A 20,150-nucleotide genomic window follows, 5' to 3' on the forward strand; every position below is an offset into this window, starting at 1 on the left:
ACGCTGCGAATACGGTTCGCGGCGTGGACGCATTAAAGTCTCGCGAGTGTCTGATCGGCATCTCCGAAATGGTCAGCCTTCAGCCCCATGCGATGCAGAATCGACAGGTAGAAGCTGCACAGTTTTCGGTTGTCGTCACCATCTTCTGTATAGTCGAGGACTCGACCGGTCTGCAGCGTTCCACCAAGACCACCAGCGGTCAGCAGCGGAACTTTCGTGGAATCATGCTTGCTGCCTGACCACATATTGTTGACGAACAGAAGGCACGAATGGTCAAGCACGGTTGCGTCACCTTCCGGCATGGCGTCCAGTCGACTGGCCAGGTACGCCAACTGACTGCAATAGAACGACGTCACACGTTTCCAGTCTTCCGACCGTTCGTTGTGCGATGCCGAATGGTGTGCACTGCGGACATTTAGAAACGGATAGAACAGCCCGGAGATATCACGACACAATAACAATGTTGCGAACCGCGTTTTGTCGGTTTGAAATGCCAGAGCGATGATGTCGCACATCAGCCGCATATGTTCTCGAATATCTTCCGGCAGTCCGTTGTCCGGTCGAGGCATGGTGATAGCGGGCTTGCCCTGCGTTTTCGCTCGCTCAATCGCCCTATCCTGATCGCCTCGCATTCTTTCGATGCGTTTCTCGACCTCACGCACACTGGTCAGATACTCATCCAGCTTGGCTCGGTCGCTGGCGCTGGCCTGTCGGCTCAGCCTTTCGGCGTGCTCTTTCACCCGGTCCAGAACACTTTTGTTTCGTCGGCTGCCGCGGTTGTCGAACAAGCTGTCAAAGGCCAGTGACGGATAAACTTCCATCGGCACGGGCGACGTGGCGTTCTGCCACGAAATGTGCGAACTGTACGCCATCGAAAAGTTTGTTTCGTGATAGCCGGTAATCGGTTGTTCGCATCCGAGTACCATGCTGGGCTGAGCCGTCTCCTGACCGAGATGGTTGGCCAGTAGCTGATCGACGCTGATACCGCCGCGAAGTTCGGCTCCCTTTTGCAGCGAAGCACCGGACAGGATGTTGCCCGTCTGCCCAGGATGAATGCCAACGCCAGTGGAGTTCTTATTGAACAATCCCTGAATGACGTTGAGCTTCTGTTTGAGAGGCTCCATGGGTGCCAGGCATTCGCTAAGCTCCATTTCGGAGCCTTCATTTTTTGCCCACCAGTGATCCGGGTGCACACCACAGGCCATGAACAACACGGCAAATCGTTTCGGGAACGGGCCTTGCTTTGTTGAGACCGATGGATCGAGTCCCCAGACGGGAATGGAATCAAGCCACGGAAGAGCCATAGTAACGCCGGCCCCACGAAGCAGAGTGCGGCGGCCGATTCGACGGTTGGTCAATTTATTCATGCTGGAAGGCCTTCCCTCGCTTATTCAGGAACTGCGGGCTGGTCACAATACTTTCGATTAAACTGCTCAGCCGATATTCATGGGTTTGAAGTTGCTTCTGAATATCGCGAATCAGCAGTTCGTCGGACAAAATCAAACTTCGCCCCAACGCATAGGATAGCAGCTTACGACTTAGGTTTTCGACAAATTCTTCCTGACGATATTCGACAAGGTAACTTCGCAGTTCGTCGACACCGGCCGCAGAATGGCCGCCGGGCAGGATGGCGGCCGTATCGACCGGGCGACCGCCCAGATCTGTCTGCCGCCGTTCACCGATCGGGCCGAAGCCTTCAAAGACCAGACCGACCGAATCGATTCGCTCATGGCAACCCGCACAACTTTTGTGTTCGCGATGTTTGGCAAGAGCTTCTCGCAGCGTGAGTTCCCCCAGCTTCGATTCGTCTGCAGGAAGTTCGGGCACGTTGGGAGGTGGCGGCGGAATGCGTTCGCCCAGAAGTCTCCGCACAACCCAGTAGCCGCGCTTCACCGGGCTGGTTCTTAGCCCCGGCGCGTTCTTCGTTAAGAACACGCTCATCGGCAGCAGCCCGCCACGACCGTGTTGCGTCGCGTCGTCCAGGCGAGCCCATTCGTGTTCGTTTGCTGTTACGTTCTCGGCACCATAGTGCTTCGCGAGCACCGCGTTCACGAAGGTATAGTCACCGTCCAGTAGATTGGTAATCGATTGGTCCCGCCGAATCAGGTCGACCAAAAACTGAATCGGTTCTTCGAACATCGCCTGACGCAATTCGTCGGTGAATTCCGGAAACCGTTCGCGATCGACGCTGTTGTGTTCTTCAAATCGACGTATGTCCAGCCAGTTGCCGCCGAATTCCACGGCAAGAGCCCGCATGCGATCGTCCTTCAGCATCCGTCGCGTTTGAGCAACCAGCACGTCACGCTGATGAAGAGTGCCCGCCTCGGCCGCTTGCAGCAATTCAGCATCCGGCATGCTGGACCACAGAAAATAGCTAAGCCGACTCGCGAGTTCGTAGTCCGTCAACGGCCGACGAACATTGTTGTCCGCCGCCATGTCGACTCGGTAACTAAAGTGCGGCGACATCAGGATGGAAACAACCGTGTCCTGAATGGCTTCTTCATGATTCAGCTCTTCCTCGTTTCGCAAAGCTTCATAGAACGCTTTTACGCCATCGCGTTCCGAAGTAGAAAGCGGACGCCGGTACGCGAGTTCTGCGAAGTCGATGGCCGCATGCACATGAGACGCCTCAGCGGCCTGCCGAGCATTCTCGACCCAGCGGATCTGCGAGTTAATGTTGCGGAAGTACTGTTCGACAGCTTCGATCGCAACACCTTTGCCACCGTTGTCGCGAGCCTTCTGCAGATAAACGACTGCCAGCTTGTCGATCATATCAGCCGACTGAGCGTTCTTGTCTTCGGCACGAGCAAAGTCGAACTGTGGGTCTCGCATGTAGCGTGAATCCGTGCGTTCGAACCACAAAAATCCGACGTACTGACGCATCGGAGCCGACGCGATAAAGTCGAGTTCCTGCCACAATGCATCCAACTCACGCTGCTGTTCGTCATTCAATACCAAATCGTACAGCGGACCATCATCACGAAAGTAGCCCATCATGCTGTGAAATCCGGCACTCAGCAGCCGTCCCTTTTCGCCCTGCTGCTTGCTGGATTCCTTCACGTAGTCACGTCCGCGTTCCGAAATGAAGAAGGCATCCGGAAACACGTCACAGAATTTGGCGAACGCTTCTTCATAGCGTTTTCGTTCATTCACATCTGCGGGGACCAAAAGGTCTTCGTCGATCGAAGGCGTTTCGGCGGACTCGGGATCCTCGGTGGCGGCTTCCTCTTCGTCCGTTGGTTCCACTGTCAGCAGGTCAGGATCGAACGTCCTGCGGTTCGCGGCACGTTGACGATTTCGCCACAACACAAACGTTTGCGAACCCTGATGAATGCCGTCAACGCTGATCCTTTCGACGTCCGGCACAACTTTTGATCGAACGCGCAACACGAAGTCGCGCATCGCTTCGCACGCCGCTCTGGCCTTTTCGGCCTGGCCTTCATCGGCCGGAAGTTTGCGCCACATGTCCTGAAGTGACATGATCGGGCCGACGGCTGACGTCTCATCCGTCAGCAGTGACCAAACCGTTCGCAGATATTTGGCGCTCACCCGATTTTCCGCCGCCACCTCGGCAAGAGTGCCATTCGATTGCGAAGACGTTGTACGCTGCCGATGCTGCCAGGCGGCGTAGAAGTAGTCTGCGAGATCCACCGGCTGCCGCTTATAGAAGTCGACGATCCGTTTCACGCAGTACTTGTCTCGGTCCGTATCCGTCACTACCGCGTGCGGCGCGAATTCGATTCCGTCAGGCTTCAGCACGAGATGTTCGACAACCTGCCGCGCAGCACCCAGATACTTGTTCAGCAGCGCGGGCGACATCGTCAGTGATTCGCCCGAGTTGTCGAATCCCGCTTCATTGGCCGCATCAACGGGGAATGTGTCGGTCGGCCGGATGTCGACACCCGTAAGATCGCGAACGGTGTAGTTGTATTCCGCGTTACTCAATCGGCGAGCCAGCACAATCCCAGGATCACCGGCATTGCGAACAGCCTCGAACTCACGAGCGTCCCGAATCCACTTGACGATCGCCGAACTTTGCTCCGCTGTCGGCCCTGGCTCAGCGTCTGCTGGCGGCATCTCCCCGGCCTCAATCCGGTCCAGAACGATCGCCCATGTCTGGTGAGCGGTTCCAACATCATGCGCTGACGAATAGCCGCTTAAGTCCAGCTTGGCTTCCGGGTCTTCGCTGCCGTGGCAGTCCAGACAATACGTTTTCAGATAGGGAACAACGGCTTCCTGAAACGCTTGGTTCAGTTGGCTGTCGTCCGCATCTTTAGCCGTCGCGGCATTCAGCGAACACGCAACGATCGTTGAAAGGCAAAGAAGTGTGGTCGCTGGTCGATTGGGGAATGGCAAAGGATCACCGTCGCCTGTTGGAATCTGTGAAGGAATGCTGGAGGGAAATGCAGCGGGGAGTGAAACGTATCATCAGGCCTAACGAATGCCGCGTCAATCACAGGATCAGCCGCACGCCAGAAACGACGAAGGGATCCTCAGGCCAGAAGCGTTGTGACGCACCGCGCCACCCATGCGACAAACCGGGTGCACGCAGAATTTCTGATCGCTTCGTCTACTGCACAGCGGGGCACGCGGAGCTGGTCAGATCGGAAGACTCGCAGGCGCCCATTTGATTCTCGAGAAACGAAACGGGACACTACTTTCCGGCACACTTTGGCGGTGTCTGTATCTGATTCCCAATTCATCGAGAATGTTTCATGTCTAAGCAGCGGATGACTGTTCTGGTCGCTTTTCTTACGGTCTCGTTTCTATCCCAGGAAACAGCCTTCGCCGCGCCGCAAAAACGTGAGACGCCGCCCACGCGGAAGTTTGACGCTCCAGGTTCACCGACGTTCGTGCGTCTGGATGCGAAGCCCGGCTTGAATCCCCCTCTTGATGTGAATGGCAATTTCCTGATCGGGCCCGAATACACACCGGCTCCGGAGAACAAACCGGTCGAAGGCGTGCCGCAGGGCCGAGTGCAGCAGTTCGCCATCGATTCGAAGGACACCAAACTGCTTAACCCGGGGATCGCTCGAAAAGTCTTCGGCACGGTGGACCCCACAAATCCCAAAACGCTGATCGTCGACACTCACGAAATTGACTACCAGCGGCAGATCACCGTTTACGTTCCCGATCAATACGTGCCCGGCATCGAAGCACCATTCATGGTCATCCACGACGGTCCCAAAGGCAAACCGAACCTGACGGTGCCGCACATTCTGGACAACCTGATCGCTCAGAAACGTGCTCCCGCTTTGATCGCCATCATGATCGCCAACGGCGGCGGCGATGCTCAGGGGCACCAGCGAGGAAAAGAATATGACACGATGTCGGGTGTGTTTGCCGAGTACATCGAAACCGAAGTGCTGCCCCGTGTAGAGAAAAACTGCGACGTCAAACTGACTAAAGATCCCGACGGCCGCGCCGCGATGGGCAGCAGTTCCGGAGGTTCCGCCGCACTGATTATGGCGTGGTATCGCACGGACCTCTATCGCCGCGTGCTGACAACGTCAGGCACGTTCGTGAACCAGCAATGGCCCTTCAACCCCGAAACACCCGGCGGAGCGTGGGACTTTCATGACAAGCTGATCCCGGAAAGCCCCCAAAAGCCGCTTCGAATTTTCCTTGCCGTCGGCGACCGCGACAACTTCAACCCAAACGTCATGCGCGACGGCATGCACGACTGGGTGGAAGCCAACAATCGCATGGCAAAAGTATTGAAGGCCAAAGGCTACGATTACCAATACCTGTTCTGCCAAAACTCCGGCCACGGCGTCCGCAACGCCAAATCCCAGTTCCTCCCGCACGCGATCGAATGGGTTTGGAAAGGGTATGAGCCGAAGCAGAACAAGTAGTGTGGGCACTGCCCACGGAGTATCGAAACCACAACGGATTCGTGGGCAATACCCACCCTACTTCACTACTCCACTTCGCAAAACAGCACGTCGAAGCCGTCCATTGGTTCGGTCGCCATTTCGTTCATTATCGCGGTTTTGTCGATGCGGCGTTCGGCAGTACACCGCAACGCTCCCTGTTCCGGTGGCTTCTGCAACTGTCGCCAGATTCGATTAATCAGGTGATCTCGGTCGACAACATTCTTCGGATCAATCTGCTTCGCCATCACACAACTCATTGCACCCCACTAAAACATGCGACGAAACCATCGTGCGACAAGATTGTCGCATGTCAATGAACCTTGTGCGTATTGGAGGAAAGCGCAGCAATCCAAGTTACAGTGTAGTCCGGTCCTGCTATGCCGCTGTTGCCGCCTGCTGATTGAGCTTGGGCCTGCTACGGGTTCGCATGCATGTTTCCTATCGCGGCACCAGATAGCAGCCGGACAGACTGTCGGACAGACTGTCGGACAGAAACCGCGTCCGCTTCGCCGTCCAGACTAGTAGAAGGATGCCCACTACAGCGAAGCCGACGCTTGACCACTCTGCAAACAAGAAAGAAAACCCGTGTTGGGGACCTCGTTCTATCCGGGAACACCCTAAAGCGACCAGAAAGGGGATGCCAGGCAGGAAGGCTCGCCACAGTAGCCGAAGTCGCGACGCAGGTTCGCCGTGACAGTCAGCGAAGGCGACTCCAAGACTACGAACCAGCCAGCCTCCGCGCAGGGAAATTGCAGCAAGCAAGCTGGGAATCCAGAAAAATACGGCCCATTGAGCCATATTGAAAAGTGTTTCATTGAAAGCACTGGACCGCCCGACAGTAACCGTCACGAAGAACCGCTCGCTCACGTCTTTCGCCGCAGCAAACTCCGCGGGTGTCGGCTCCGGTTCAGCCATCAGCGATTTGATGAGAGCCCGGTCTTCCGGACCGATGTGTGACTTTGCCCGTGGCGAATTCCACTGAGCCGTATCGTTGTACACATCGCGATACTCGTGGGCGATGTAGGTTTTTATCGCGGACATCAACTTCGCGTGTTCTTCCGCCCTTCGTTGATGTTGACGTTTTTTCTGAACGTTCAGTGTCTGAATAGCATTGCTTAACTCGCCGACTCGCGGAAATGCGTTGTACTGAGGATTTAGCAGCATGTAGCTGAGCAGCCCGCTCAGTCCCCACGAGATAGGCAAAGAGAATGTGATGAGCAACAGAATCAATCTGCGCGTGCGACTCACCGTAGCATGGCCCTCCTGAAGCCTGTCCGCAATTTGTCGAGTCTGCAACAGAGATTCGGAATTCCACAGACCGATTAGCTTTGGTCTACATGACAACGGAACAGTCGTTGTTTCGTCCGCTGCCAGAGGTTTCATGACATGTTGTGCCAGCATCGCGACAAAGCGGATGCAGGCGGATTCCTGATCACTTCGACTGCTGTGCGTAACGATTGTTTCTTCACGCCGATCAGTTGAACAATCGGGAGCACGAAATGGCAGAAGTTTTAAGTCACCGGTATTGGCCCACAGGTTTTGCAACGACAGCGTTGCAGGCAAAGTCCTCTCTTCCAGTGAGCATTCCAGTTCCTGCGTCAGGCTTTGAATGAGTTGCCGACCATTTTCCCACCCCAGTTGGATGTGACCAGTCAGGCCATGGCCACTCGGTGCTTCGTAGCAATCCCAGTTCTCACTCCCTCGTTGGCCGCCAAGCCATCGCAGTCTTCCGGGGCGAGCCACGTTGCGATCGGCATTGCTGATGGCCGGACTGTTGTCGGCTCGTGTCCTGATCCAGACGCGACGCAGCAGTTTGGGGTCGTAGGCCAGCAGTGTCGATTCGCCTTCGTCTTCATTCAACATAGCCAGCACGACGTACGGACCGATTGTCTGCGATGAATCGGCAGCGACGAAGGCTTCGTCCGGCTGACTTAGCTGGTTGTGCTGAGCGGCGATCATTATCGGGGGCACTAAGGTGACACGAGTCCCCGTCAGCCGGTCGTGGAACGCAGTTTTGTCCCTGGACCTCCACATGGGTAGAAACAAAGCGGCCGTGAGTACGAACCCGAAGTAATACAAGAAGCCGACAGCTTGTTGAGTTTTGAAATAGGCTTGGGATGCGTTGAAGACGTTGGTTTCATTGCCAAACTTCACTAACACAATGACCGCCCCAATCAGGAAAGGTATTCGAGTCGTGGCGTCGTAGATCAATGCTCTGAGCGTCGCCGAAGCAAACGAAGGATGTCGCCCCGTCGCGCTGACCCGCAAGCCCAGGATTCGTTTTCCCGGCGTTGCCCCGAACCGCGATTCACAGATCGCGAAATAGGTAACAGCAATCACTCCGGCAATCACAGTGCCATAAACGGAAAGCCGGTTGCTTTCGAACGGATTGATAAACAAAAATAATATGGCACGAGCTAAGAGTGTCACGAGACTGATGACGAATACGTCCAGCAGACCGGCAAGGAATCGTTGTTCAAGGCTGGCGGAAATGGGCGTCTGCGATCCGAACGGGGTTAGGCGTTCGCGTAACGCAGCGTAGCTGGAAGGTCGCGAGCCGCTGGACTTTGCCAGACAGGATTCGATCACGCGACTGAGTGCAGCGGGCACTTCCGGATTTCGGTCATGGACGCTGGGCGCCGATTTGTCCAGCACCGTCGCCAGCAACTGCACCAGGTTCTTCCCTTCGAACGGTGGCTTGCCGGTAAGCAGGTAGAACAGTGTGACTCCAACGGCGTAGATGTCGCTGCGCTGGTCGAGTTGCTCGCCACGTAACTGTTCGGGTGATGCGAACGCTGGCGTCCCCAGGAACACGCCCTCCTGAGTCATGTTCGACATGGCACTCAGGTCGGTCGGAGCGGTCGAAATAGAAAGCCCGAAGTCGCCGATTTTCACCTGCCCGTTTCGATCAACAAAACAATTCGCCGGTTTTACGTCCCGATGCAGGACACCTTTTTGTTCGGCCGCTTCCAGGCCGGCAATTACCTGCAGAATTGAGTCGACCGCCTGTTGCACCGGCATCGGTCCAAATTTATCAACTTGCGACGCCAAAGTGCCTCCGGCAATCAGCTCCATACTGATCGTCGGAATGCCACCAATTTCTTCGGTTCCGAATACGTACACGCTGTTCGCATGATTGATGGCCGCTGCCAGACGGCCTTCCCGAAGAAACCGGCTCCGTGCTTCCTGACTATCCAGGGAATGCGACAGCACCTTTAAGGCGACACGCCTCCCGGACGGCAGGTGGTCCGCCTCGTATACCGTCCCCATTCCGCCATGCCCTAGACGTCGCACTATCCGGTAGTCGCCGAACAGTTGACCGGCAGGCAAATCTCCCGCAATCGGTTTATCGGTGGTCCCGGCCTGTGGCTCTGGACCGGCGGTCGGAATAAACGTGGTGGACAGTAACGGACCACCTGAACCCGTCTCAGATTCTGTTGGCAAAAATGCACGTTTCATCAGACAGGTTGGACAGAGCGCACCCGGAGAGCTTTCGCGGAGAGGCTGGCCACATTCGGGGCATTGTTCGACTTCACTCATGTTTTGGTCCGCTACAGGCAGGTAAGAGGCAACCTACCTAAAACGCGCACCGAAAAAGGTTACCGATATTCTCAGAATGCCGCCAGGAATCGACGAAATCAGCCGGATATGCCTTAAATGCCGCAGATGAATGATGTGTCTCGCGGGGAAACGCGGCCTACTGTAATGCCGCGTAAAGTTGCCGCACTTCATCAGGGATTAGTTCTCTGGAACCCACAGTAACGGCGATTTCCTGTTCCAGAATTTCACGATAGGTGGCCCGGAGGCGGTGGACGCCAACCTTCACCTGTCCCACAGTCATGGCGTTAGCGTCAGCTGTTTGTTGATAAGGCAGCCGATCACCTCCCGCCGTCAGGTACGGCCGCAGCACGGAGAATACCAGCCCGTTTCCCTTCGCCGAATAAGACGCTTCAACACGTTCCAAGACTCTATCCAGAAGTCCGATGGCCCATTCACGATCGAATTCTCGTTCCGCCGTTCGTCCGTCGGCAGGCTCTATCGATAGACCGTCTTCGACTGAATCAAAGTTTAGGGAAAGTATCAGACCGCCTCCCCTTTTCAATCGCGTCCCCTTCTTCCATTCATTAACCATGTAGTTCTTCAACGCGGCCAAGAGAAATGTACGAAAACGCCCTCGGTCGACATCTGCGGCCTGAAGGAAACGCTTCTCAATCAGGCGTTCGAAAAATCCCTGCGTCAAATCCTGAGCATCTGCTGGTTGATATCCAGAACGACGTACAAAGATGTAAAGCGGCTTCCAGTACTGGTTGCAGAGCTGCGCAAGAGCGTCCTCTGAACCAAGCGCATGCTGGTTGCCAGCAGCAACGACCATGCTCCAGCGGGTCGTGTGAAACTTGGGCGGCGTCCCGTGATCAGATTCGTCGAGATCGGTCATGTGACGCATGCTAGGCAGCTCCGAAGTCACGAGCAACACACCCGAACGCTGGACCAGTGTTAAGAAGCTCGAGACGCTTAGCTAGGCAGGAATACTCAGAACGCGCCGCGCCTGAACTGGACTTCGCTTCTGGTGCTGATTTCACGCTGGTGACGGTAGTCGTAAGCGGGGCCGGAACCGGCAATGCCGCTGTTGCGGTTGATCGTGGGGAATTGTGGTACGAATTCGATTGGACTTCGGCTACAATTTAGCTCCCTCCCAACGATCCCACCTTTTGCTATTCCCAACGCCATGCTGCGAAGTTTTTTTATTGGCTGCGCTATCCTTGCACCGTCTGTCGGCCAGTGTGCTGACGCGCAGGCGGCTGACACTGTCGTTGACGTTGCGAAGGCGTTGATGACGGATGCGGAAGCGGTCAAATTTTTGAATCACTATTGCGCGGACTGTCATCAGGGCGAAGACGCGGAAGGCGGTCTGGATCTTGGTGACTTCAAAGCTGCCACGCAGGTGGTGTCCGACATCGAAGCGTGGAACAGAATTACCGATCGCATTGCCAGTGGCCAAATGCCGCCGGTAGACAGCGAGATGCCGACAACGGAAGCTCGATTGAATGTGGTCGCGTGGATTCGATCGACCATTCACCACGCTGTCTGCGACGACGGAGCTCGCCCCGGCGGCGCGATGTTGCGACGCCTGAACCGTGCCGAATATGCCAACACCGTTCGCGATTTGCTGGGCATTCAGATCAACGCGGGGCACGACTTGCCAGCGGATGGTGCCGGCGGAGAAGGGTTCGACAATGCGGCCGAGACGCTTTTCGTTTCTCCGATTTATGCGGAAAAGTATCTGGAAGCAGCTCAGTCGGCTTTAGGCCATGCCCTGAAAGATCCACGCGACAGAAAACAGATTCTCGTCGCAGAACCGGATGATAAACGGTCGCCTCAGGAAGCGGCTCGCATCGTGTTGAGCAAATTCCTGCCTCGAGCCTTTCGACGTCCGGTCGACGATGCGGAAGTTGAACAGTACGTTCAGCTTTTCGACAAGGTGTACGAGCAGGACGAAATGTTTGTGCCTGCGATTCGGTTCGCGATTGAAGCGGCCATGGTGTCGCCCAAATTTCTGTTCATTTGGGAAGAGCCCGCCGGCCCCGAACAGACGTTGATTTCTCAACACGAAATGGCGTCGCGGCTGTCCTACTTCCTGTGGGCGTCGATGCCCGATCGCCAGTTATTTCAACTCGCGGAAGAAGGCAAGCTGCACGACAAAGACGTGATCGCTAAGCAGGTTGTCCGCATGCTGGAAAGCAAGATCGATGATCGCGGGCATCGCCGTGGCGCGAAGGTTCACGAATTCGCCACGCGGTTTATCGAACAATGGTTGGGAACTCGCGCCCTGGGGCGTGAATTCAAGCCGGATGAATCGGTGATCAGAAGATTTGATTCTGAACTGGAAGGCGGCATGAAGATCGAGCCGGTGTTCTTTTTCGAAGACCTGCTGGCGGAAAATCGATCGCTGTTGAATCTGATCGATTCGGACTTCACCTACGCGAACTCTCATCTGGCTCGCCACTACAAAATCAAAGGCACGTTTCGCCAACATCCCAAGCGAGTCGAATTGCCGGAAGGCAGTCATCGCGGTGGGTTGCTGGGGATGAGTGCCGTGCTGGCCGTGTCTTCGTTTCCTCATCGCACCAGCCCGGTGCTGCGAGGCAAGTGGATTATGGAGACGTTGCTGGGTTCAGCGCCTCCGCCACCGCCGCCGGGTGTTCCGGAACTTGAAGAGAATGGTCACGACGACAAAGCCGTTTCTTTGCGTGAACGTCTGGAACGGCATCGAGCGGATCCGGCGTGTGCATCGTGTCACGCGATCATGGACCCGCTGGGCTTCGGGCTGGAAAACTTCGACGTCGTCGGCCGCTGGAGAACGGAAGTGGATGGCCTGCCGGTCGACGCCAGGGGCACGCTTCCCGACGGCACCGAATTCGCCGGCCCCGAGGCGCTAAAGAAGTTATTGTTGGAACGGAAGGACGCGTTCATCCGCAACCTCACAGCAAAGATGCTGGGCTATGCGTTGGGGCGAGGCCTGACGAACGAAGATCACTGCGTGGTTGAAGCCATTGTGAAAAAACTGGAACAGGACGACTACAAAGCTCAAACGCTGATTCTGGAAATCGTGAACAGCGTTGTCTTTCGATACAAACAAGGAACCTCTGATCATGAACAATCAACAGCCACTCGGTAAGCGAACCGTCTTTCTGGACGAAACCCAAAACCGAGGAACCCAACTTCCTCGCCGAACACTGCTGCGCGGAGCAGGAGCCGCCCTCGCGTTGCCGTGGCTGGAAGCCATGGTGCCTCGAACGGCTCGCGCGGCGGACAGCCCAACGGCGGCCAGTGAATCAGCGGACGGCGCGCCCGTACGGATGGCGGCGCTGTTTATGCCCAACGGCGTGCGGCAGGACATGTGGACGCCAGAAGGTGAAGGTCGTGACTTCAAGATGTCTGCGGCGCTGAAGCCCCTGGAAAAGCATAAAGATGATCTGCTGGTTTTCAGCAACCTGTGGAACCAGGCCAGCAAAGGCGGCGACGGCCACTACGTGAAGACGTCTGGTTTTCTGACGTGTACCACGATTAACAAGTCTCTGGGAATCGACCTGAACTGCAACGGCCAGTCCATGGATCAAGTGGCCGCTCGCGCTGCCGCAAAGCACACACCGTTGCCTTCGCTGGAACTCGGCATCGATCCGGTTAGCACGGGCGTCGACACAAATGTCGGCTACACGCGAGTCTATGGTTCGCACGTCGCGTGGAGTGGCCCGACAAGTCCACTGGCGCGAGAACTTAATCCGCGTTCCGTTTTCGAACGCCTGTTCCGAGCCGCCTATCCTTCGAAAGAAGCGGCCGGAAGGAACATGTTGCTGCTGGATCGGGTGATGGATGACGCCAAAGAACTGAAGAACCGTCTGGGCGCGTCGGACCGACAACGGATGGATGAATATCTGCAATCCGTGCGAGCGATCGAACAACGACTGCAGAAACAGCAGACAGCAGGAGCCAACCCATGGACGCCTCGAGCCGCGCTGAAGGTCGAACAACGCCCGCCAGCCGACCGGCCCGATGAGTTCCCCGATCACGTGCGACTGATGATGGACATGATTGCACTGGCGTTTCAAACCGACACGACTCGCGTGTGCACGTTCATGTTCGGCAATGCGGTCAGCGGGCGTAACTTTTCGTTTCTGGATGGTGTTTCCGGTGCGCATCACGACACATCGCATCACCAGAATTCTGAAGAGAAACTGAAAGCGTACCAGCTGATTACCGAGTGGCATGTCGCGCAGTACGCCTATCTGTTGGATAAGCTTCGTGGGATGCAGGAAGGCGAAAGCACGGTGCTGGACAATTCGATGATCCTGTTCGGTTCCGGACTCCGCGACGGTAACAGTCACAGCCCGCACAATCTTCCGATCGTTGTGGGCGGCAGCGCGGGCGGGCGTCTTGCCACGGGCCAGCACTTGTCGTACGGAAAGGACACTCCACTGGCGAATCTGTACGTGGCGATGCTAAACGCCTTCGGCCACGAAACGAACCAGTTCGCAGACAGCACGGGCATTCTTCCGGGCGTACTGGCTTGACAGATCGCGACGCTCAAGGCACAAAGACGACCGGTCGGTGTAAGTCGGTGTAACAGGTTCGCAATGCGTGCGACGTGTGATCGAGACTTCGGTGAAATCAGATTCTGCAAAGATTGAACGCGGCAATGGACGGCAGCACTCACCAGGAAGGTGGCAACCGAGATGCGAAGGTTCATCTGACGTTTGTCGAATTTCTGTTTTCACTAGCGGCCGCAGAGATCGCCGTGAGGTATGCGACCGTCTTTGATACGGGAGCGGACTGGTGGAGCTGGAATTTTCTGGCGCTGAATTCGCACATGCTGATGTCTCTGGTGTTGATCGCCGCCAGCTATCTTGGCTGGCAGAAGTCTGAAATTTCACACCGCGACACGTCCCAAATATCCAGCCTGATTTCCTGGGAGTTTCTGGAACTGCTGCTGGACGTTGTGCTGGTCGTGGTCTACTTCATCCTCGTTCATCTGTCTGAGATTCCCGTTCTGGAACCAAATGCTGCGGCAGGGACGGCAGCAACGATCCGGGTTTCACTCATTCCCGAAGCCCTGTGCGTTCCCTTCGTATTCATCATGTATTTGGTTTGGGACGTGATTTCCAAACTGCCATCGAGAATCGATCGGAAGACGGGAAAGCCATTTGGGCCCGGCAAACTTTTTCGCCGCGGGCGAATTTCGTGCGTGGTTGCGACCATGTCGGTAACGATGTCGGCCGTCTTCTGGGACCGGGAAGCGACGGCTCAGGACGTCATCGCCTTCGACTTGGCAGTGATCGCGCTGGTGGTGTTGTTTCGCGAACTGAAAGAACATGTGGACAGCACTGGCATCAATTTTGCATTGGTACAGCGAGGATATGTTGCGTTGGCGCTGGCCATGTTTTTTATTCCGTCCGTCGCGTTATGGTTTGGGTGGACGCATCATGTTCGTTCTGCCATGCAGGCGGTGAGTGACCTGCTGCCTGGATAGTTGAAGGCGTTTTCTGATTCGTCACTTCCCCCTTTTTGCCGGGTGGCCCGCCGATGCCCAAACCTCGCCTCGATCTTGCCGCTCAGTTTCTGTTTGAAAACTCGCTGTTCCTGATCGGCGGTGCCATTGCAGCATTGGTCTGGGCGAATGTGGATCTGGAATCGTATCACCAGTTTTTGCACACGTCGCTGATTCCGGGTTCTCACGAGGTCGGGTACTCGTTGCTGCATGTTGTCAACGACGGATTGATGGCCGTGTTTTTTGCGATGGCGGCCAAGGAAGTTTGGGAATCACTTCTGCCAGGCGGCCCGCTCTCAAAGTGGAAGACGGCGGCAACACCACTGATGGCAACTCTGGGAGGCGTCGTGATGCCGACCTTCGTGTACATCACCGGCTGCTTGATCGTGGGACAATGGGACACGCTGGGGCGAGGATGGGCGGTTCCGTGCGCGACCGATATCGCGTTCAGTTATCTGATCGCTCGCATCGTGTTCGGAGCCGGGCACCCCGCCATCGCATTCCTGTTGTTGCTGGCGATTGCCGACGATGCTGCCGGGCTGTTGATTCTGGCGGTCGCGTATCCTCAGGAAGCCCTCCAACCTCAGTACCTGCTGGGCGCCGTTGGCGCGGTCGCATGGGGACTGCTGTTGCGTCGTTTGGGAGTCCGCAGTTTCTGGGTGTACCTGCTGGGGCCCGGTGTGTTGAGCTGGCTGTCGTTTCACTACGCCGGAATTCACGCGGCGCTCGGACTGGTGCCCATCATTCCCACGCTACCTCATGCCGCTCACGACCCCGGACTGTTTGCCGAAGACGAACAGGACCACGACACGTTAAGCGAGTTCGCTCGCTGGTGGAAGAATCCCGTCGAACTGATTCTGGGCCTGTTCGGCCTGGTGAACGCCGGCGTGGTGTTTTCCAACACCGGCCCGGCCACCTGGCTGGTGTTGAGCGGCCTGTTAATCGGAAAGCCGCTGGGCATCACGCTGTTCACGTTTCTGGGCGAGAAGCTGTTTCACCTTGAGCGGCCGGATGGCATGACGTACGGCCACATCGTGACATTGGGAATGGTGGCTGCCATCGGATTCACCGTGGCGCTGTTTGTGTCGACGGCCGCGTTTAACGAACCCGGTGCGATTCAGGACTCCGCCAAAATGGGAGCCCTCGCCAGCTTCGCCGCCGCCATAATCGCCATCCCCCTTGGCCGCGCGCTGAAAGTGAAGTCCGCCGCAGCACCGCTGGAGACGTCGGAATAAACAGCGAATCTCGCTGACTTGCGGCCGCGGGACAGGTTCTCGCCCAAAGTTGGCTTCAGAGCTGTGTCGGTCGCCCAGACACGGCCTAATGCGCGAGATTCCGCGTTTCCGAACGCCGTTCACACTTTTTTTCGGTTTTGTGATCCCGTTCGTGCCGCGATTACGCAGGAGCCATCGGCAGCTATCCCCGCGCTGACGCCGTCTGCGACTGGGTGAGTAGCCGGGCTGCGGTTGTTGTTCCGCCGTGCTCTGAAATTCGTTCGCGTCCCTCGTTCGTGAAAGACCGTAAAAATGGCCATGCAAACCACTATAAACGGACCGTCTGCTTCCCATGATCGTCGCTCTTCGTGGCGGATTTCCAGCGGACTCTTCAGCTACCGCGGCATCGCAAGAACGCTTCATGGGCTCCGTCGGCACTGTCGACAACGAAGCAGAATCGACCGCCACGAATCATGCGTGCAGTCAATGGAATTGCTGGAACAAAGAAGTCTGCTTTCAGCGATCAGCGTGAGTACTCTGGCTGATTCAGTCGATCCAGCGGACGGTGTGACTTCGCTGCGAGAAGCCGTGGCGGCAGCCAACGAGCGCCCCGGAGATGACACAATCACCTTCGATGCCAGCCTGTACGCCGACCAGCCCAACGTCATTCGACTGACAAACGGACAGTTGGAGATCTCGGATACGGCAGGGAAAACTTCTATTATCGGGCCGGGTTCCGAACGGCTGCAAATCAGCGGAAGCTCCCTCGACCGCATCTTCAGCATTCAACCTGATGTCGACGCGCAAATATCCGGACTCACACTGACAGACGGCGTCGCTGCGCAAGGTGGCGCGGTCTTCAATTCCGGTCGACTCCAATTCTCAGACGTCCGTCTGACCAACAACAGCGCGGAAGGTGCTGAAGGAAGACGCGGCACGAAGGGCAGCGACATGACTCGCACACCCGATCCCGGACGACCAGGTCTGGCCGCTGGAAACGGATTGGATGCCGCAGGTGGTGCCGTCTTCAATGACGGCGATCTCAGGATTGTTGACTCGCTGTTTTCCGAAAATTCGGCCGTTGGCGGAAGCGGAGGTCAAGGAGGGGACGGTGGAATCGGCGGACGAGACAGCATCAAAGGATACCCCGGCGGGCGAGGCGGACAGGGCGGCGACGGGGGAAGTGCCAGGGGCGGTGCCATCTTCAATTCGGCATCGGCCACTCTGCATGTCGAAGACACTGGGTTCGCAGGGAACGCGGCCATCGGCGGCGATGGCGGTGCGGGTGGAAACGGCGGCCGAGGTGGCAGCAAGAAGGTTGGCGGACCGGGCGGCAATGGTGGCCTCGCAGGCGACTCTGGCGACGCGTTCGGTGGCGGCATCTACAACGACGGAACGCTGGCCGTTCGGAGTCTTCAGTTTACCAGTGGCCAGGTTGTTGCCGGTCAGGCGGGGAGCCCCGGCAATGGCGGCCTCCCCGGAGCTGGCGATTACGGTCAGGGATCACGAGGTGATGATGGCTCGTCAGGCACAGCAGGAACCGCTCAGTCGGCGAATATCCACGGTTCATTTACGGAACTGCCCGAGGATGACTCATCAGGCAACGATACTCCCGTGTACACCATGTCCGAAGCCGTCAGTTTCAATGGCAACAACTTCATCGACATCGATCAGGCGCCGCCATCGTCGGGGACGATCCTGCTGCAATTCCAGACAAACCAAACCCAAAACTACGGAGCGATTCTGGGCCACTTTAATCACGCGGCCAGCGGACATCGCATCTACCTGCATATCAAGGGAGCGGACTTGTACGCTCGGCTGGGATCCGGCAACGAGCACATGGTCGCCGCCAACGTCGCCGACGGTCAATGGCACTCAGTCGGATTCATCTATGGAAGTACTGCGAACATTGGTTCCGCGCAGGTCTATGTCGATGGGAAGCTTGGCGCATCTTTCACTCCACCTTCGGTTTCGCTTGTGACAACACCGGAATTCATGCTCGGAGCAACTCCGGCTACTGTCAAGGGACAGCCTCAGTTGCACTTCAAAGGAAAGATCCGCGAAGTCGAAGTCTACGACTGGATTCTGCCGGAAAGCCGATTCATCGACGACCCAGCGCCCGTGAAACTGCCGGACCTCAGCGGCAAATTTTTCCAGGCATCTACCGCGGCCGTGCAACCCGGCGAAACGATCAGCGTCGTCTATGAAATTCAGAATGAAGGCGAATCGCGAGCCGACAGCTTCAAAGTAAACTTTTACGTCAGCGACGACGGCCTGATCACGCCGGACGATATTCTGCTGCATACGGCCAACATCTCCGGACTTGACGCCGAAGGTTCAACTGGCCGGCGGACTGCACCGCTGACTTTGCCAGCGGACTTCAGCAGTCTGGACGATTTCTTCACGATCGGAATGCTGGTCGACGCGGCCGACGACATTTCGGAAAGCGATGAGAGCAATAACTCCAACGTTGGAGTCGGGCTGGACAAGATGACGCTCGACCTGGACACCACGACCGATTCGCCGCTGCCGCCGACGTCGCCACCAGCCGATCTGACAGTCACCGGCACCAACAATCAGCAGCCCACCTTCCGATGGGAGGCCGTTGCGAATGCTGATCGATACGAACTGTGGGTCTTCAATCTCGACACCGGACATCGTGTCATTCACCAAACCAGCCTCCGCACAACCTCGTTTCAACCGTCGCAGGACATCTCACGCGGACGGACCGTTGTGTGGGTCCGAGCCGGCAATGCGGCAGGCTGGGGCACGTGGAGTAACGCCGAACGAATCTTTATCGGGCTGCAGCCGCCCGGACAGGTAGAAGTTTATGCATCAGCCAGCGTCAGCGAACCACGTCCTCCCCTGTCGTGGAGCATCGATCCGAGTGCTCAGCGGTACGAACTGTGGGTGAATCATGTGAGTACGGGAAATCTGGCGATCCACAAAACCGATCTCACGTCGGCCACGTTCACTCCGGAGGTCAATCTGGAATCGGGAACGTATCGCATGTGGGTTCGAGCCATCAATGAAGCCGGCTTTGGCAAGTGGAGTCGCCCTGCAGACTTCACCGTCACCGCGTCCACGGCTCCGCAGACACCGTCGCTGACGACGACGTTCCGAGTCAACACTCCGCGGCCGGAATTTTCCTGGGAAGGCAGCACCGATGCCGATGTGTACGAACTCTGGGTACACGACCTGGCAACTGGTCAGAAGATTATTCACCGCAACGACCTGCATTCAGAAACCTACGTCCCCACCTTCGACCTGAACGGCGGCGAATACCGTTACTGGGTTCGTGCGGGCAACTCAGTCGGCTGGAGCGAATGGAGTGCTCCACGTGACGTGCAGGTTGGCACTCCGCCAACACAGGTCGTGCTCACAGAAGTGACTAACCTGCCCAACGGGCGCGCAGAAATTTCGTGGCAGGCCGCAACAACAGCGGACACGTACGAACTGTGGGTTAACAATTCAGACACCGGTCAACTGGTGCTGCACGAACGTAATCTGACGGCAACTTCGTTCGAGTCCAACAGTCCTCTTCCAGCCGGCACCTACACAGTCTGGGTGCGGGCGCATAACGAATCCGGTCCCGGACGGTGGAGTGATTCGTTGAAGTTCGAGGTCACGACAAATTCCAGCCTGCCCGCAGTCACCTTCGGCTCGCAGCCATTGTCAGGCAGCACGACATTTGATGCACATGTCCGCTGGAATTCAGTATTCGGCGGGACACGCTATGAGTTCCGTATTGAAGGCATCCGAGCCAACAACATCGAATACCAATATTCCAGCACCACTGATCAGACAATGGTGATGGTTGACATGGAAGCAGCAGGCCTGCGGGTTGGCGAATACTCTCTGCAGGTCCGAGCCATCCGCAATGCGACAGTTGGCACATGGAGTTCACCGCTGAAGTTCTACTACCCAGGCAAATGGCCCGTACAGGCCTACAACGGCTGGATTCTGGGACGTAATACCGACTAATATCTCAGCACTCGTACAACACCAATTCCGAAC

At 56.8% G+C, this 20,150-nt stretch carries 11 protein-coding genes; 6 read left to right on the forward strand and 5 right to left on the reverse strand.

What is annotated here, in order from left to right; genetic code table 11:
- Positions 1-32: 32 nt before the first annotated feature.
- Positions 33-1,367, reverse strand: coding sequence for a DUF1552 domain-containing protein (locus Fuma_RS11035; RefSeq protein ID WP_077024191.1), 1,335 nt, complete (start codon positions 1,365-1,367; stop codon positions 33-35).
- On the reverse strand, positions 1,360-4,356 hold the full coding sequence (locus tag Fuma_RS11040; RefSeq protein ID WP_099091794.1) for a DUF1592 domain-containing protein: 2,997 nt from the start codon (positions 4,354-4,356) through the stop codon (positions 1,360-1,362). The genes Fuma_RS11035 and Fuma_RS11040 overlap by 8 nt, the downstream gene beginning before the upstream one ends.
- 359 nt (positions 4,357-4,715) lie before the next feature.
- On the opposite strand from Fuma_RS11040, the gene Fuma_RS11045 reads away from it, so the two are divergent.
- Positions 4,716-5,855 carry an alpha/beta hydrolase gene (locus tag Fuma_RS11045; protein WP_218922420.1) on the forward strand — a complete coding sequence of 380 codons (1,140 nt, stop codon included), beginning with the start codon at positions 4,716-4,718 and terminating at the stop codon, positions 5,853-5,855.
- 65 nt (positions 5,856-5,920) lie between these two features.
- On the opposite strand, the gene Fuma_RS11050 is transcribed toward Fuma_RS11045, so the two are convergent.
- The 3 genes from Fuma_RS11050 to Fuma_RS11060 form a co-directional block, all read right to left on the reverse strand.
- Complete coding sequence (locus Fuma_RS11050) at positions 5,921-6,121, reverse strand: hypothetical protein (protein ID WP_077024194.1); 201 nt, start codon at positions 6,119-6,121, stop codon at positions 5,921-5,923.
- 193 nt (positions 6,122-6,314) lie between these two features.
- Positions 6,315-9,335 (reverse strand): protein kinase domain-containing protein, encoded by a 3,021-nt coding sequence (locus Fuma_RS11055; RefSeq protein WP_158520944.1) that lies wholly within the window; start codon positions 9,333-9,335, stop codon positions 6,315-6,317.
- 238 nt (positions 9,336-9,573) lie between these two features.
- Positions 9,574-10,320, reverse strand: a complete 747-nt coding sequence (locus Fuma_RS11060; RefSeq protein ID WP_145944104.1) for an RNA polymerase sigma factor — start codon at positions 10,318-10,320, stop codon at positions 9,574-9,576.
- A 282-nt stretch (positions 10,321-10,602) separates the two neighbouring features.
- Between Fuma_RS11060 and Fuma_RS11070 the strand changes: the two genes are divergently transcribed.
- The 5 genes from Fuma_RS11070 to Fuma_RS11095 all read left to right on the forward strand — a co-directional run bounded on the left by Fuma_RS11070 (position 10,603) and on the right by Fuma_RS11095 (position 20,117).
- Positions 10,603-12,552: a DUF1588 domain-containing protein gene (locus Fuma_RS11070; protein WP_077024198.1), complete on the forward strand. Its 1,950-nt coding sequence runs from the start codon at positions 10,603-10,605 to the stop codon at positions 12,550-12,552.
- Positions 12,527-13,945, forward strand: a complete 1,419-nt coding sequence (locus Fuma_RS11075) for a DUF1552 domain-containing protein (protein WP_083731967.1) — start codon at positions 12,527-12,529, stop codon at positions 13,943-13,945. Before Fuma_RS11070 ends, Fuma_RS11075 begins: the two co-directional genes overlap by 26 nt.
- Before the next feature lie 125 nt (positions 13,946-14,070).
- Positions 14,071-14,901 carry a hypothetical protein gene (locus Fuma_RS11080; protein WP_077024199.1) on the forward strand — a complete coding sequence of 277 codons (831 nt, stop codon included), beginning with the start codon at positions 14,071-14,073 and terminating at the stop codon, positions 14,899-14,901.
- A 53-nt stretch (positions 14,902-14,954) separates the two neighbouring features.
- Entirely contained in the window at positions 14,955-16,154 is a 1,200-nt protein-coding gene (locus Fuma_RS11085) for a Na+/H+ antiporter NhaA (protein WP_077024200.1), read from the forward strand.
- Positions 16,155-16,619: 465 nt separating this feature from the next.
- On the forward strand, positions 16,620-20,117 hold the full coding sequence (locus Fuma_RS11095) for a CARDB domain-containing protein (protein ID WP_229360985.1): 3,498 nt from the start codon (positions 16,620-16,622) through the stop codon (positions 20,115-20,117).
- Positions 20,118-20,150: the final 33 nt, after the last annotated feature.

The sequence above is a fragment of the Fuerstiella marisgermanici genome, from assembly GCF_001983935.1.
Classification (GTDB): domain Bacteria; phylum Planctomycetota; class Planctomycetia; order Planctomycetales; family Planctomycetaceae; genus Fuerstiella; species Fuerstiella marisgermanici.

Bases quoted from the DNA above. Each gene is read 5' to 3' on its own strand.
- Fuma_RS11085 (WP_077024200.1), top strand. From the start codon at position 14,955: ATGCCCAAACCTCGCCTCGATCTTGCCGCTCAGTTTCTGTTTGAAAAC.
- Fuma_RS11070 (WP_077024198.1), top strand. From the start codon at position 10,603: ATGCTGCGAAGTTTTTTTATTGGCTGCGCTATCCTTGCACCGTCTGTC.
- Fuma_RS11045 (WP_218922420.1), top strand. From the start codon at position 4,716: ATGTCTAAGCAGCGGATGACTGTTCTGGTCGCTTTTCTTACGGTCTCG.
- Fuma_RS11055 (WP_158520944.1), bottom strand. From the start codon at position 9,335: ATGAAACGTGCATTTTTGCCAACAGAATCTGAGACGGGTTCAGGTGGT.
- Fuma_RS11095 (WP_229360985.1), top strand. From the start codon at position 16,620: ATGGAATTGCTGGAACAAAGAAGTCTGCTTTCAGCGATCAGCGTGAGT.
- Fuma_RS11050 (WP_077024194.1), bottom strand. From the start codon at position 6,121: ATGGCGAAGCAGATTGATCCGAAGAATGTTGTCGACCGAGATCACCTG.
- Fuma_RS11080 (WP_077024199.1), top strand. From the start codon at position 14,071: ATGGACGGCAGCACTCACCAGGAAGGTGGCAACCGAGATGCGAAGGTT.
- Fuma_RS11060 (WP_145944104.1), bottom strand. From the start codon at position 10,320: ATGCGTCACATGACCGATCTCGACGAATCTGATCACGGGACGCCGCCC.
- Fuma_RS11075 (WP_083731967.1), top strand. From the start codon at position 12,527: ATGAACAATCAACAGCCACTCGGTAAGCGAACCGTCTTTCTGGACGAA.
- Fuma_RS11035 (WP_077024191.1), bottom strand. From the start codon at position 1,367: ATGAATAAATTGACCAACCGTCGAATCGGCCGCCGCACTCTGCTTCGT.